Source organism: Cellulomonas sp. P4_H4, from assembly GCF_056400865.1.
This window is the reverse complement of the sequence record NZ_JBFUKL010000004.1, coordinates 147,089-160,594: the sequence shown is the minus strand read 5'-3', so window position 1 is coordinate 160,594 and position 13,506 is coordinate 147,089. Positions and strand designations below refer to the sequence as shown.

General features: G+C 69.8%; 12 protein-coding genes. 6 read left to right on the top strand and 6 right to left on the bottom strand.

The features are described from left to right. Window positions 1-192: 192 nt before the first annotated feature. Window positions 193-1,371 carry a bifunctional 2-methylcitrate synthase/citrate synthase gene (locus tag AC1DPN_RS13940; RefSeq protein WP_477085361.1) on the bottom strand — a complete coding sequence of 393 codons (1,179 nt, stop codon included), beginning with the start codon at window positions 1,369-1,371 and terminating at the stop codon, window positions 193-195. A gap of 127 nt (window positions 1,372-1,498) precedes the next feature. Further along, window positions 1,499-2,686: an acetyl-CoA acetyltransferase gene (locus tag AC1DPN_RS13935; protein WP_477085360.1), complete on the bottom strand. Its 1,188-nt coding sequence runs from the start codon at window positions 2,684-2,686 to the stop codon at window positions 1,499-1,501. Between the two features lie 187 nt (window positions 2,687-2,873). On the opposite strand from AC1DPN_RS13935, the gene AC1DPN_RS13930 reads away from it, so the two are divergent. Then, window positions 2,874-3,938 carry a DNA polymerase IV gene (locus tag AC1DPN_RS13930; RefSeq protein WP_477085359.1) on the top strand — a complete coding sequence of 355 codons (1,065 nt, stop codon included), beginning with the start codon at window positions 2,874-2,876 and terminating at the stop codon, window positions 3,936-3,938. Window positions 3,939-3,987: 49 nt separating this feature from the next. Here the strand turns inward: AC1DPN_RS13930 and AC1DPN_RS13925 are convergent, their stop codons facing one another. After that, entirely contained in the window at window positions 3,988-4,749 is a 762-nt protein-coding gene (locus tag AC1DPN_RS13925) for a deoxyribonuclease IV (RefSeq protein WP_477085358.1), read from the bottom strand. Between the two features lie 60 nt (window positions 4,750-4,809). Continuing rightward, on the bottom strand, window positions 4,810-5,253 hold the full coding sequence (locus AC1DPN_RS13920; protein ID WP_477085357.1) for a hypothetical protein: 444 nt from the start codon (window positions 5,251-5,253) through the stop codon (window positions 4,810-4,812). A 187-nt stretch (window positions 5,254-5,440) separates the two neighbouring features. Between AC1DPN_RS13920 and AC1DPN_RS13915 the strand changes: the two genes are divergently transcribed. Together AC1DPN_RS13915 and AC1DPN_RS13910 are read left to right on the top strand one after the other, a co-directional pair. Then, window positions 5,441-7,966 (top strand): sodium-translocating pyrophosphatase, encoded by a 2,526-nt coding sequence (locus tag AC1DPN_RS13915; RefSeq protein WP_477085356.1) that lies wholly within the window; start codon window positions 5,441-5,443, stop codon window positions 7,964-7,966. Next, window positions 7,963-9,012 (top strand): glycosyltransferase family 1 protein, encoded by a 1,050-nt coding sequence (locus AC1DPN_RS13910; RefSeq protein WP_477085355.1) that lies wholly within the window; start codon window positions 7,963-7,965, stop codon window positions 9,010-9,012. The genes AC1DPN_RS13915 and AC1DPN_RS13910 overlap by 4 nt, the downstream gene beginning before the upstream one ends. Before the next feature lie 9 nt (window positions 9,013-9,021). Here the strand turns inward: AC1DPN_RS13910 and AC1DPN_RS13905 are convergent, their stop codons facing one another. Beyond that, complete coding sequence (locus tag AC1DPN_RS13905) at window positions 9,022-9,381, bottom strand: nuclear transport factor 2 family protein (protein WP_477085354.1); 360 nt, start codon at window positions 9,379-9,381, stop codon at window positions 9,022-9,024. Window positions 9,382-9,458: 77 nt separating this feature from the next. Here AC1DPN_RS13905 and AC1DPN_RS13900 point away from each other — a divergent pair, with 77 nt between their 5' ends. The 3 genes from AC1DPN_RS13900 to AC1DPN_RS13890 all read left to right on the top strand — a co-directional run bounded on the left by AC1DPN_RS13900 (window position 9,459) and on the right by AC1DPN_RS13890 (window position 12,885). Continuing rightward, window positions 9,459-10,415 (top strand): RNA polymerase subunit sigma-70, encoded by a 957-nt coding sequence (locus tag AC1DPN_RS13900; protein WP_477085353.1) that lies wholly within the window; start codon window positions 9,459-9,461, stop codon window positions 10,413-10,415. A gap of 54 nt (window positions 10,416-10,469) precedes the next feature. Next, entirely contained in the window at window positions 10,470-10,952 is a 483-nt protein-coding gene (locus tag AC1DPN_RS13895; protein WP_477085352.1) for a MarR family winged helix-turn-helix transcriptional regulator, read from the top strand. Between the two features lie 106 nt (window positions 10,953-11,058). After that, window positions 11,059-12,885, top strand: a complete 1,827-nt coding sequence (locus tag AC1DPN_RS13890; protein ID WP_477085351.1) for a bifunctional metallophosphatase/5'-nucleotidase — start codon at window positions 11,059-11,061, stop codon at window positions 12,883-12,885. Between the two features lie 53 nt (window positions 12,886-12,938). Here the strand turns inward: AC1DPN_RS13890 and AC1DPN_RS13885 are convergent, their stop codons facing one another. Continuing rightward, window positions 12,939-13,490 carry a DUF1269 domain-containing protein gene (locus AC1DPN_RS13885; protein WP_477085350.1) on the bottom strand — a complete coding sequence of 184 codons (552 nt, stop codon included), beginning with the start codon at window positions 13,488-13,490 and terminating at the stop codon, window positions 12,939-12,941. Window positions 13,491-13,506: the final 16 nt, after the last annotated feature.

Genomic DNA, 13,506 nt, shown 5'->3' with positions numbered 1-13,506 from the left:
TCCCTCGACGGCGCATCGCGCTCTCCTCGTTGTGAGCTACCGGTCAGTAGGCACTGGACATCCCGGGCAAACTACCCCGGTGCGCTCCCACAAGCCATCCCTTGTCAAAACGGGTATGACCCAGCAACATAGATGCCTCACATGCGCGGACCCTGCCGGAGCGGACGACGATGTCCACCCCCCGTGCGGCGGTCAGGCCTCTTCCTCGCGATCGGCGATGGCGAGCTCGTCGGGGTGCGGGACGTAGCCGTCGATGTGACGCTCGTCCGCGCCGTTGTACTCGGACAGCGGGCGGATCAGAGCGTTCGAGGCGGCCTGCTCGAGAATGTGGGCCGTCCACCCGGTAACCCGCGCCGCGACGAAGATCGGAGTGAAGGTCGAGGTGTCGAAGCCGATGAGGTTGTAGGCCGGCCCGGACGGGTAGTCGAGGTTGGGGTAGATGCCCTTGCGTGCGACGAACTCGCTCTCGAGCGCCGTGTACAGATCCAGGACGTCCTGACGGTCGTAGTGCTCGACGAGGCTGTCCAGCGCCGCCTTCATGGTGGGCACCCGGGAGTCGCCGCGCTTGTAGACCCGGTGTCCGAAGCCCATGATCTTGCGCTTCTCCCCCAGCGCCGCGTCGAGCCACGGCGTGACGTTCGACGCGCTGCCGATCTCCTCGAACGTGCGCATGACGGCCTCGTTGGCACCGCCGTGCAGCGGTCCCTTGAGGGCGCCGATCGCTGCGACGACGGCCGAGTAGAGATCGCTGAGCGTGGACGTGACCACCCGTGCGGTGAACGTCGAGGCGTTGAACGAGTGCTCGGCGTACAGGATCATCGACCGGTTGAACGCGTCGACGACGGTGTCGTCGGACTCCACGCCGAACGTCATCCAGAGGAAGTTCGCCGCGTAGTCGAGGTCGTCGCGCGGCGCCACCAGGTCCAGACCACGCCGGCGACGCTGCCCGTAGGCGACGATCGACGGCAGCGCCGCGAACAGCGCGAGGCTGCGCCTCAGGTTGTCGTCGACGCTTCCGCTCGCGTCGAGCACCGATCCGGTGCCCGCCAGGTCCACGGCACCGAGCAGGCTGACGGCCGTGCGCACGTCGTCCATCGGGTGCGCGTCCAGGGGCAGCAGGTCGAGCACCGTCCGGACGTCGGGGTCGAGGGCGCGCAGCGGTCGCTCGGCGGCCCGCTGCGCGGCGAGCTGGTCGTCGTCGGGAAGGTCTCCGTGCCACAGCAGGTAGGCGACCGCCTCGAACGACTGCGTCGACGCGAGCTCCTGCACGGGATAGCCGCGGTAGAGCAGCGAGTTGGTCTCCGGGTTGACCTTCGAGACTGCCGTGACGTCGGCGACGACGCCGGCCAGCCCCTTCTTGATGTCGCTCATGCGCCGCTCCTGTCTGTTCGTCGGGCCGACTCTTGCCGAACCCGGTCCGGTTGGCCAGGACCGGCACGCCCACGGCGACGCGGATCCGCGCGCTCGTCGACGCAGCGGTCACGCGCCGAGGTCCTGCTCAGGCCGCCTCGAGGACGCTCACGTAGTTGGCCACTGCCAGACCGCCCATGTTGTGCACGGCTGCGCGCCGCGCACCCGGCAGCTGCATGTCGCCGGCCGTGCCGGACAGCTGCATGGCCGCGATGACGTGCTGCGAGACGCCGGTCGCGCCCACCGGGTGACCCTTCGCCTTCAGCCCGCCCGACAGGTTCACCGGCAGCTTCCCGTCGCGGTAGACCCAGCCCTCGTCGATCGCGCGCGTCCCCTGGCCTCGCGGCGCCAGGCCCATGACCTCGTACATGATGAGCTCGGCGATGGTGAAGCAGTCGTGCACCTCGACGAGATCGAGGTCGTCGGTGGTGACACCCGCCATCGCCAGCGCCTTGGCCCAGGCCTCGACACCGCCCGCGAACGCCGTCGGGTCGCGCTTGTCCAGCGGCAGGAAGTCGTTCGCCTGCGCGAAGCCCACGAGCCGGACCGGGGCTGTGGCGGCGCCCGGTGTCGGCGCTGAGGACAGCACGACAGCCGCAGCGCCGTCGGACACGGGAGAGCAGTCCGTGCGTCGCAGCGGGTCGGCCACCATCGGGTTGCGCTCGGAGACCGTCCGGCAGAACTCGACCGACAGCTCCTTGTGCAGCTGGGCGTAGGGGTTGGCCATGCCGTTGTGGTGGTTCTTGGAGGCGATGGAACCGAGCACGTCCGAGACGCTGCCGTATCGGTCCTGGTACGCGTTGGCGGTGTGCGCGAACAGCCCCGCGAAGCCGGTCGTGGACTCCTTGCCGGCCATCTCGTAGTCGGCCCCGAGCAGTGCGGCGCCGACCACGGACGCCGGAGCGTGCGTCATCTTCTCGGCGCCGATGACGAGAACCGTCCGGGCGGTCCCGGCGAGCAGGGACTTCACGCCCTGCTGGAGCGCCGCCGACCCCGACGCGCACGCGTTCTCGACCCGGGTAGCGGGCCGCCCGGCCAGGTCGTCGGACACCTGCAGGGCGAGCGACGACGCGAAGCCCAGCGGCACGAGGCCGGAGTTGAACTGGCCGAGGTAGATCTCGTCGATGTCCTTGGCCTCGAGGCCGCTCGTCGTGATCGCGTCACGGGCGACCTGCACGACGAGAGACTCGAGCGTCTCGTCGTCGAGCTTCCCGAACGGCGAGTGCCCCCAGCCGGTGAGCAGCACGTCGGTCCCGAACCTGTCGACGAGGCTCATGATCCGGCTCCCACGTGGTTCGACACGGCTCTCCTTCGAGCGTTCTGACGGTCCTTGCCGCACCGTAAGCCTGATCCGCGCGGATTTCATCATGTGAGCCACCCGGCACGCTCACGACGTCGCCTCGCAGCCTCGCTCGGCGATCGCTCCCCACGCCCGTGTCACCCCCGGAGGGCACACTCGACGCATGGGCTGGGTGCTGCACGTCGACCTCGACCAGTTCGTCGCGGCCGTCGAGGTGCTGCGACACCCCGAGCTGGCCGGTCAGCCGGTGGTGGTCGGTGGACGTGGCGACCCCACCGAGCGCGGCGTGGTCTCGACCGCGTCCTACGAGGCGCGCGCGTTCGGGGTGCACTCGGGGATGCCGCTGCGGGTCGCCGCCCGCAAGCTGCCCGACGCCGTCTTCCTGCCGGTCGACGCCGCCGAGTACGAGGCGGCGTCGCAGCGCGTCATGGCCACGCTGCGTTCGCTCGGCGCCGTCGTCGAGGTCCTCGGCTGGGACGAGGCCTTCCTCGGTGCGGAGACCGACGACCCCGAGGCGCTGGCCCGGGAAGCCCAGGAGGCCGTGCTGCGCGAGACGCGCCTGCACTGCTCGGTCGGAATCGGCGACAACAAGGTGCGCGCGAAGATCGCCACGGAGTTCGGCAAGCCGGCCGGAGTGTTCCGCCTCACCGCCGAGAACTGGTTCGACGTGATGGGTGCGCGGCCCACGATCGACCTCTGGGGCGTGGGGACGAAGGTGTCGCGCCGGCTCACCTCGCTCGGCATCGGCACCGTGCAGGAGCTCGCGGTCGCACCGGCCGACGCGCTCGTCGCCGAGTTCGGGCCGCGGATGGGCGTCTGGTACCACGAGCTCGGTCAGGGGCTCGGGCCCGCCACCGTGGACGACCGCCCGTGGGTTCCGCGCGGGCACAGCCGCGAGACGACGTTCCAGCAGAACCTGACCAGCCCGGAGCAGGCACGCGAGGCCGTCCGGCAGCTCGCGCGCGACGTGCTGGAGGACGTCGCTCAGGACGGCCGACCCGTGGTCCGCGTCGCGCTGAAGGTGCGCTACGCCCCGTTCGTCACCAAGACCATGAGCCGCAAGCTCCCCGAGCCGACGAGCGACGCCGCAGCCGTCGTCGAGGCTTTGGCGGCGCTCGCCGAGACCCTCGAGGACCGGGAGATCCGGCTGCTCGGCGTCCGCGCGGAGCTGGCGATGCCCGACGACCCGGAGCCCGGCGAGCGAACCCCGGTGCGCGGCCGGATCTGATCACCGGCTGGATCTGACACGGGCTGGATCTGAGCAGAGCTGGTTCCGGTCAGCCGGCCAGTGCCGCCTTCAGGAACGCGATGTCCTCGGCCTGGCCCTCCGCCGGCGTCTCGACCAGAGCGTCGCCACCGGCCTCCCGGACGACGTGCGCGATCAGCTCCGGCGGGATCGTCCCCGACCGGAAGCTCGCGTGCCGGTCGCGCTGGGAGCCCTGCTCGTCGCGCGAGCTGTTGGCGTGCACGAGGTCGATGCGGCCGGTGATCGCCCGCACGCGGTCGACGATCGTCTCGAGGTCCTCGCCGGACGCCCACGCGTGGCAGGTGTCGAGGCAGAACCCGACGTCGTACTGCCCGATCGCGTCCCAGAGCAGCGCGATCCGGTCGAGCGTCCGGGCGCACGCGTTCTCTCCGCCCGCGGTGTTCTCCACGAGGACCCGAACCGGGAAGGTCGCCCGCTCGAACGTCTTGCGCCAGTTGTCGATGCCGACCGCGATGTCGTCGCCGTCGCCGACGTGACCGCCGTGCACGATCAGCCCTCGCGCTCCGAGACTCGCCGCCGCGGCCGCGTGCTGCGCGATCATGTTGCGGCTCGGGATGCGGATCCGGTTGTTCGTCGAGGCGACGTTCACCAGGTACGGCGCGTGGGCGTAGACGCCGAGGCCGGAGGCGACGATCGCGTCCGCGTCCTCGCGCGGGACGGGCTTCTTCCAGCCCTGAGGGTCCGCCAGGAACACCTGCACGCACTGCGCGTCGAGCTCCGCGGCGGCCGCGACCGGGTCGTCGCCTCGGATGTGAGCACCGATCAGAACCACGTCAGTCTCCCTACGTCAGGCACGCGCGCCAGGCTAGACCGCACCGGTGACAGTCGCCCCCTACAGCGTGCGCAGGACGAGGAGGAACTGACCGCCACCCGGCTCGACGCTCGCGGCGACCCGCAGGCCCGGCGCGAACCGCGAGAGCCGGTCCTCGAGCCAGGCGGCAGCCTCGTCGCCGTCCGCCTGCGTCGGGCAGCGACCGACGACCTCACGGCCGCCCTTGCGGGTCAGTCGCTCGACGGTGGACACGATCGGCGCCGGCTCGACGACGAAGAGGTCGGGCGACCACGGCACGACGGGCTTCACCGCGCCCTTGCGGGTGTTGCACGCGCGGTGCGCGAGCCGCTCCGAACCCGGTGCCGGCTTCTTGCCCTTCGGCGTCGCTCCCCCGTCGATGCTCGGGCCGCGGTCGGCGTTGACCGACGCGTCCGGGTCGACTGGCTCGTCACACAGCCAGCATCGCCAGCCGTCGCGGGTGCCGACCTCGTCCAGGGTGCTCATGCCCGGAGGCTACGTGATCCCGCGTCCTGGACCGCCCACCGGTCACCGTGCGCGGCTCCTCGCGACGCATCTGCCCAGGTCCCGCGGCCGGGTGCGGCGGACCTCAGGGTCGGAAGGCCCTGGCGACCCCCCGAGCGGACCCGGGAGCCTCGGTGTGGAGAAACGCCCAACAAGAATCGGGGAAGCCGTGCTGATCGACGCCGCCACGTGGACCATCCTGTCGTCGACGGGGGCTCCTCCTGGCACCGATCCAGGCGGCGAGGCGAACCTCGTGCTCCCCGACCTCAGCACCGTGACGGTGATGGGTGGCGTCTCCGGTCGCCTCCTGCTGGGCATCGGCCTGGTCGTGTGTCTGCTCGGTCTGGGCTTCGGCCTCCTGGTGTTCGTGCAGCTGCGCCGGATGCCCGTGCACCGGTCGATGCTCGAGGTGTCCGAACTCATCTACTCGACCTGCAAGGCCTACCTGGTGCAGCAGGGCCGGTTCCTCATGATGCTCTGGGCGTTCATCGCGGCCGTGATCGTCGTGTACTACCGGTTCCTCGTCGACTTCCCGTGGGGCAAGGTCGCGATCGTCATCGCGTTCAGCCTGCTCGGCATGGCCGGCTCGTACGCGGTCGCCTGGTTCGGCATCCGGGTCAACACGTTCGCCAACTCGCGCACGTCCTTCGCCGCGCTGCGTGGTGGGCCTCTCCCCGTGCACCGGATCCCGTTGAAGTCCGGCATGTCGATCGGCATGGTCCTGATCAGCCTCGAGCTGCTCATGATGCTCGTGATCCTGCTGTTCCTGCCGCGTGAGATCGCGGGCGCCTGCTTCATCGGCTTCGCCATCGGCGAGTCGCTCGGAGCGGCGGCGCTGCGCATCGCGGGCGGCATCTTCACCAAGATCGCGGACATCGGATCCGACCTGATGAAGATCGCGTTCCGGATCAAGGAGGACGACGCCCGCAACCCGGGCGTCATCGCGGACTGCACGGGCGACAACGCGGGCGACTCCGTCGGCCCGAGCGCCGACGGGTTCGAGACCTACGGCGTGACCGGCGTCGCGCTGATCACCTTCGTCCTGCTCGGCGTCCACGACCCGCAGGTGCAGGCCACCCTCCTGGTGTGGATGTTCGCCATGCGCGCGGTGATGATCGTCGCGTCGGCAGTGTCCTACCTGGTCAACGACGCGATCGTGCGCCGCCGCTACCGGGACGCGACCCGGATGAACTTCGAGTCACCGCTGACCTCGCTGGTGTGGATCACGTCGGGTGTCTGCGTCGTCGCGACGTACGCGACCACCTACGCGATCCTCGGAGACGGTCCGACCGCGTCGCGCTGGTGGGTCTTCGCGACCATCGTCGCTCTCGGGACGCTCGCCGGTGCGGTCATCCCGGAGCTGGTCAAGGCCTTCACGTCGACCGAGAGCCGCCACGTCCGCGAGGTCGTCATGAGCTCGCGCGAGGGCGGCCCGTCGCTGAACATCCTGTCCGGGCTCGTCGCCGGCAACTTCTCCGCGTACTGGCTCGGGGTCACGATCGTCGGCCTCATGGGCGGTGCGTACCTGCTGTCCGGTCTGGGCCTGAGCGTCCTCATGCTCGCGCCTGCGGTCTTCGCCTTCGGCCTGCTCGCGTTCGGGTTCCTGGGCATGGGTCCCGTGACGATCGCGGTCGACTCGTACGGCCCGGTCACCGACAACGCGCAGAGCGTCTACGAGCTGTCGATGATCGAGGAGGTCGACGGCATCGAGGCCGAGCTCACCGAGTCGTTCGGGTTCGCACCGAGCTGGGACCGCGCCAAGACGATGCTCGAGGAGAACGACGGCGCCGGGAACACGTTCAAGGCGACCGCGAAGCCCGTCCTCATCGGCACGGCCGTCGTCGGCGCCACGACGATGATCTTCTCGATCATCATGGGGCTGACCGAGGGGCTGACCACCGGTCTGCAGAACCTGTCGCTGCTGCACCCGCCCTTCCTGCTCGGCCTCGTCATGGGCGGCGCGGTGATCTTCTGGTTCACCGGCGCCTCGATCCAGGCCGTGACCACCGGGGCCTACCGCGCGGTCGAGTTCATCAGGACCACGATCCGGCTCGACGGCGTCACCAAGGCGAGCGAGGCGGACTCACGGCGCGTCGTGGAGATCTGCACCCAGTACGCCCAGCAGGGCATGCTCACCATGTTCCTCGGGGTCTTCTTCGCCACCCTCGCGTTCGCCTTCGTGGAGCCGTTCTTCTTCATCGGCTACCTGATCTCCATCGCGATCTTCGGCCTCTACCAGGCGTTCTTCATGGCGAACGCGGGCGGCGCGTGGGACAACGCGAAGAAGATCGTCGAGATCGACCTGCACGCCAAGGGCACGGCCCTGCACGAGGCCACGATCATCGGAGACACCGTCGGCGACCCGTTCAAGGACACGTCGTCGGTCGCCCTGAACCCGGTCATCAAGTTCACGACCCTCTTCGGGCTGCTGGCGGTGCAGCTCTCGGTGACCCTGGTCGACGACGGCCGCCAGACGCTCGTCAGCTGGCTCGCGGCGGCGTTCTTCGTCGCCTCCGCGTACTTCGTCTACCGCTCCTTCTACGGCATGCGCATCAAGGCCACGCTGGCCGACGACGGCGAGCCCGTCGAGGAACGTGGCACCGCCGGTCCGCCGGACGCGGAAACCGGGGCACCCTGGCGCGACGAGGATCTCCCCACCCGCCGCCTCGTCGACACGAACGCCGGTGAACGATGAAGATCGCGATCAGCTACCCGGACCTCCGCATCGACGCGGACGGCTACGTGGCGGGCCACGACGCCGGTTCGACCCTCGTGCGTCGACTGCTCCGCATCTTCCCCGGCGCGATCCTCGTCGGCGACGTCCCGCGGCACTGCGCGGGCTTCGACGTCCGGCCGCTCGAGCTGATCGACGCCGCGCGGACCGTCGTCATCAACATGGCCGTCGTCGACTCGATGCGGGTGTGGCGCACCCTCGCGGCACGTGGCGACGAGCCGCGAATCATGAACTTCGTCTGGTGGAGCACGTCGCAGGTCGAGCACATCGTGGACCGCACGAGCATCGCGCTGTCCTGCGCACTGTTCCCCACGTTCGCGAACTCGGAGCGGACGGCGGGCGAGGTCGAGGAGCTGGTCGACCGGTGGACCGTGCCGGCGATCGCGGAGAAGGCCGACGTATCGTGGGTCAACCTCGGCATCCGGCTCGACCACGTGCTGCCGCGCCAGGACCCCGAGGTTCCCGTCGTGCTCTATCCCGCGATCTACATGTCTGACCGCAAGCAGCCGCAGGTCTTCATCGACGTCGTCGAGCGACTGGCCCGACGCGTGCCGCTGCGCGTCGAGGCGCGACTGCACGAGTCGGCCCTGGCGTCCGAGAAGGCCATGCGGCTCTCGCAGCACGACTGGGCGTGGGTCGGGCCCCTGACGGCCACACGCGAGGACTACTGGACCGCCCTGGCGCGCACCACCGCGTTCCTCGCGACCGCGACCGACGAGTCCTACGGTCTCGAGTACATCGAGGCGCTCCTCGCGGGTGCGGTCGGCATCCTGCCGGACCGTCCCTGGGCCCGGGCGATCCTGCCCTCGCGCTACCCGTTCCTGTACACCAGCAAGGCGGAGGCGGAGTCGATGCTGTACCGCGCGGTCACCGACACCGAGGCGTGCCGACGCCAGGCCGACGCCGCCGCAGGCGGCAGCTTCGCGCACTGGCTGCGGGCCCGGCACAGCGACGACCAGTTCGACGCGGCCATCGTCGAGCAGGTCAAGCACTGGTTCGGGGCGTGAGCTCTCGGGTCATCCGTGGGCGGCCCTCGCCTGCTCGAACGGCAGCCGGTCGAAGACGATCCGGAGCTCGGTGATCCGACCGCCGACGACCGTGTGACGCTCGGCCGCCGGGGCGGACGCGACCAGGACGCTCGACGTGTCGTAATAGAGGACCGCCACGCCGTCGTCCCCGAAGGCCGAGACGAGCGACGACGACACGAGCGACCGCGCGAACGGCTCCATGAACGCGCGGAGCCGTTCGGATCCCTCGAGGCGGCCGGGCGGAGCGAGGCAGACCACGTCGGGGGCGACGTGGTCCATCGCGAGGTCGAGGTCGCCGCTCGTCCAGGCGGTGAAGTACGCGAGCGATGTGTCGAGCGCCGTGGCCATTGCTACCTCCGTGTGTCCGATCCGACGCAGAGGTAGACACCGCGCGACCGTCAGACGGAACGCGGATACTTCCTGCCATGACATCGGGGCCCGAGCTCGGTCCGGAGCAGGACACGGCGTTCGCGGCGCTCGTCCGGCCGTACCTGCGCGAGCTCCGTCTGCACTGCTACCGGATCCTGGGGTCCGCCACCGACGCCGAGGACGTGCTGCAGGAGGTCCTGATCGCGGCGTGGCGCGGGCTGCCGCAGTTCGAGGGACGGTCCTCGACCCGCACCTGGCTCTACAGCATCGCGACCCGACGATGCCTCAACGCGCGTCGCGCCGACCGCCGCCGACCCGCGGTCCCGGTCCCGCCCTTCGAGGTGCCCGAGCCGACGCGCCGCGGGGAGATCACCTGGCTCCAGCCGTGCCCGACGGCCTGGGCGGACGACGACCCGACGGTTCGGCAGGGACAGCGCGAGGACGTCTCCTTGGCATTCGTCGTGGCCCTGCAGCACCTGCCGGCACGCCAGCTCGCGACCGTCGTGCTGTGCGACGTGCTCGACTTCTCGAGCGCCGAGGTCGCGGAGATCCTCGGGACGTCGTCGGTCGCGGTGAAGGGGCTCCTGCAACGCGGTCGCTCCGGGCTGACGTCCCGACCGGCGTCCCACGCCGCGGACGCGGCCACCGATGAGCTGGTCCGGCGGTTCGCCGACGCGTTCGTGGCCCGCGACATCGAGGGTGTGGTCGCGCTTCTCGCGCACCACGCGACGTGGTCGATGCCGCCGGCACCCCACGAGTACCAGGGCGCGGCCGCCATCGCCGGGTTCCTCGAGGCCAGCTGGGGCTGGCCCGGCAACCGGTCGCTGACCCTCGAGCCCTCGAGCGCGAACGGTCAGCCGGCGTTCGGGTGCTACGTCGGCGGGGCGTGGGCCGGGCTGCTCGTCCTCACCGTCGGTGGTGCGCACGTCGAGGCGGTGACGCGCTTCCTCGACGCGAACCTCTGGCGACCCTTCGGGCTGCCGGTGGAGAAGCCCTCCACGGTCCGCGCGTGAGTCGCGACTCGGCACTGATTCTTGTCGCGTCAAGTAATCGCTAGGATCGGCGGCATGGATGATCGTTGGCTGACCGCCGAGCAGCTGCACGCCTGGAAACAGCTCATCGCCGTGGTCGAGCTGCTGCCCGGCGCGCTCGAGACCCAGCTGCAGCGCGACTCCGCGCTGACGCACTTCGAGTACTTCACGATCGCGATGCTGTCCGAGGCACCCGACCGGACGTTGCGCATGACCGCGCTCGCCGCCCGGACGAACGCGACGCTCGCGCGCCTCTCGCACGTGGTGTCACGGCTGGAGAAGCGCGGCCTCGTCCGCCGCGAACCGTGCCCGGAGGACCGGCGAGCGACCAACGCGGTGCTGACCGCGGCGGGGTGGGACACGGTCGTCGACGCGGCCCCGGGACACGTCGCGACGGTGAAGAACCTGGTGATCGGGCCGTTGAACGACGAGGACGTCGCGGACCTCGACCGCATCACCGCCCGGATCCTGACCAGGCTGGACCCGGACAGCGTGCTCATGAAGACGGCGGACCAGTAGGCACAGACGGTGGTCACCGCCCGAGATGTCGAGTACACCCGAAAGGGGTACGTTGCGCGACGCACCGCAACCCGGTGCACGACCGACATCATGGGAGGACTCCGACATGAGATTCAGCAACGGTCCGAGAGCGGGAGCGGTGCTCGCGGCTGCGGCACTCGTCGTCGCGCTGGCGTCACCGGCGACTGCCGGCAACCGGAACGGCCACCACGGTTCTGACGACTACCACCTGACCGTCATGGGCACGACGGACCTGCACGGCAGCGCCCTGAACTGGGACTACTTCAAGAACGCCGAGTACGACGACAGCGCCCACAACGACGTGGGCCTCGCCAAGGTGTCGACGCTCGTGAACCAGGTCCGTGCCGACAAGGGCAAGCGCAACACGTTGCTGATCGACGCCGGCGACACGATCCAGGGGACCTCGCTCGCCTACTACTACGCCAAGATCGAGCCCATCTCGAAGCGCGTCGAGCACCCGATGGCCGCCGCGATGAACGCCATCGGCTACGACGCCGCCGCGGTCGGCAACCACGAGTTCAACTACGGGATCCCGTACCTGCGCACGTTCGAGAAGCAGCTGGACTTCCCGCTGCTCGCGGCCAACGCGCTCGACGACGGGACCGGCCGGCCCGCGTTCGCGCCGTACACGATCAAGACCGTCAAGCCCGCGCACGGCAAGCCGATCAAGGTCGGCATCCTCGGGCTCACCAACCCCGGCATCGCGATCTGGGACAAGGCCAACGTCGAGGGCAAGATGCACTTCGACGGGCTCGTCGAGCAGGCCGCCCGGTACGTTCCCGAGCTGAAGCGCAAGGGCGCCGACGTGGTCGTCGTCGCCGCACACTCCGGAGCCGACACGTCCTCGTCGTACGGCGACACGCTGCCGTTCCCCGAGAACGCCGCGACGCTCGTGGCGCAGCAGGTGCCCGGGATCGACGCGATCCTCGTCGGCCACGCACACCAGGAGATCGCCCAGCGCGTCGTGACGAACACGTCGACCGGCAAGCCCGTCGTGCTCTCCGAGCCGCTCAAGTGGGGCGAGCGTCTCTCGGTGTTCGACATCGACCTCTCGTTCGAGCACGGTCGCTGGACGGTGCAGTCGGTGGGCTCCCAGGTGCTGAACTCCAACACCGTGCCCGAGGACCCGAAGATCGTCTCGATGCTCGCCGACGAGCAGCAGAAGGTCGTGACCTACGTCAACGGCGTGATCGGCACGGCGACCGAGGCCATGTCGGCGGCCACCGCACGGTACGAGGACTCCGCCGCCCTCGACTTCATCAACTACGTGCAGGCCGGGGCGGTCAAGGCCGGGCTCACGGGCACGGACGCCGACCTCCCGGTGCTGTCGATCGCGGCGCCGTTCAACAAGGACGCGGCCATCCCCGCGGGCGACGTCTCGGTCCGCGACATCGCCGGCCTGTACATCTACGACAACACGCTCCTGGGCATCAAGCTCACGGGCGCTCAGGTCAAGGCGTACCTGGAGAAGTCGGCGGAGTACTTCAAGGCCGCCCCGACGCCGGGAACGTACGCGGCTGCGTCGCTCACCAACGCGGTGACCCCCACGGCTCCGAACGGCACGCCCGACTACAACTACGACGTCATGGGTGGCCTCGACCAGCCGCTGACCTATGACATCGACCTCGCCCAGCCCGTCGGCAGCCGGATCACCGGCCTGTCCTACGGCGGAGTGCCGGTCACCGACGGCCAGGAGTTCGTGGTCGCGATCAACAACTACCGGCAGTCGGGCGGTGGCAACTTCCCCGGGGTCGTGGGTGCACCGGTCGTCTACAACCGGCAGCTCGAGATCCGCCAGCTGCTCATCGACTGGGTGACCGAGAACGAGGTCATCGACCCGGCGACCTTCGCGGCGAGCAACCCCGACTGGCAGCTCACGTCGGGCGGCACCGCCCTGACCATCACGCCCTGAGACAGCACACGGGCGCCGCGCCTCGACGGCACGGCGCCCGTGGCGTCTGGGGACTACTTGGCGTCGGCTTCCTTCGCGGCAGCCTTGATGTCCGAGGCGACGACGTCCTCGATGGCGCCCTCGACGATCCGGTCGGCCTTCTCGAGCGCCTTGCGGATCTTGACCTCGCCCGGGTCGGAGACCAGCGCGAGCAGGCCGGAGTGCCCCGGCAGGATCGCGTCCTCGAGCTCCTTGGCGAGCTCGCTCTTGTTCTTCAGCTCGCGGACCTTGCCGACCGCGGCGCCGGCGCCGCCCAGGACAGCAGCGCTGCCGAGGATCGACGGCGGGAAGATGACACCGAGCGCGATCCCGCCGACGATGCCCCACTTCAGGCCGGACTTGGTGCTGTGGTCGGTCGCCTTCTGCACCTCGAGCTTGCCGTCCTCGTCGCGCTTGACGACGACGACGCCCTCGATCTCGACCGATCGGCCGTCCTCGACCGACTTCAGGGCCTCGTATGCCTCCCAGGCAGTGTCGAGGCTCGCGAAGTCGGCGACGAGGAGCGTGTAGGCCCCGTCCGTCACGGCCGCGAAGACCTCGATGTCGTTGGAAGAGTCGTCAGACATTGTGTTGCTCCTTCGT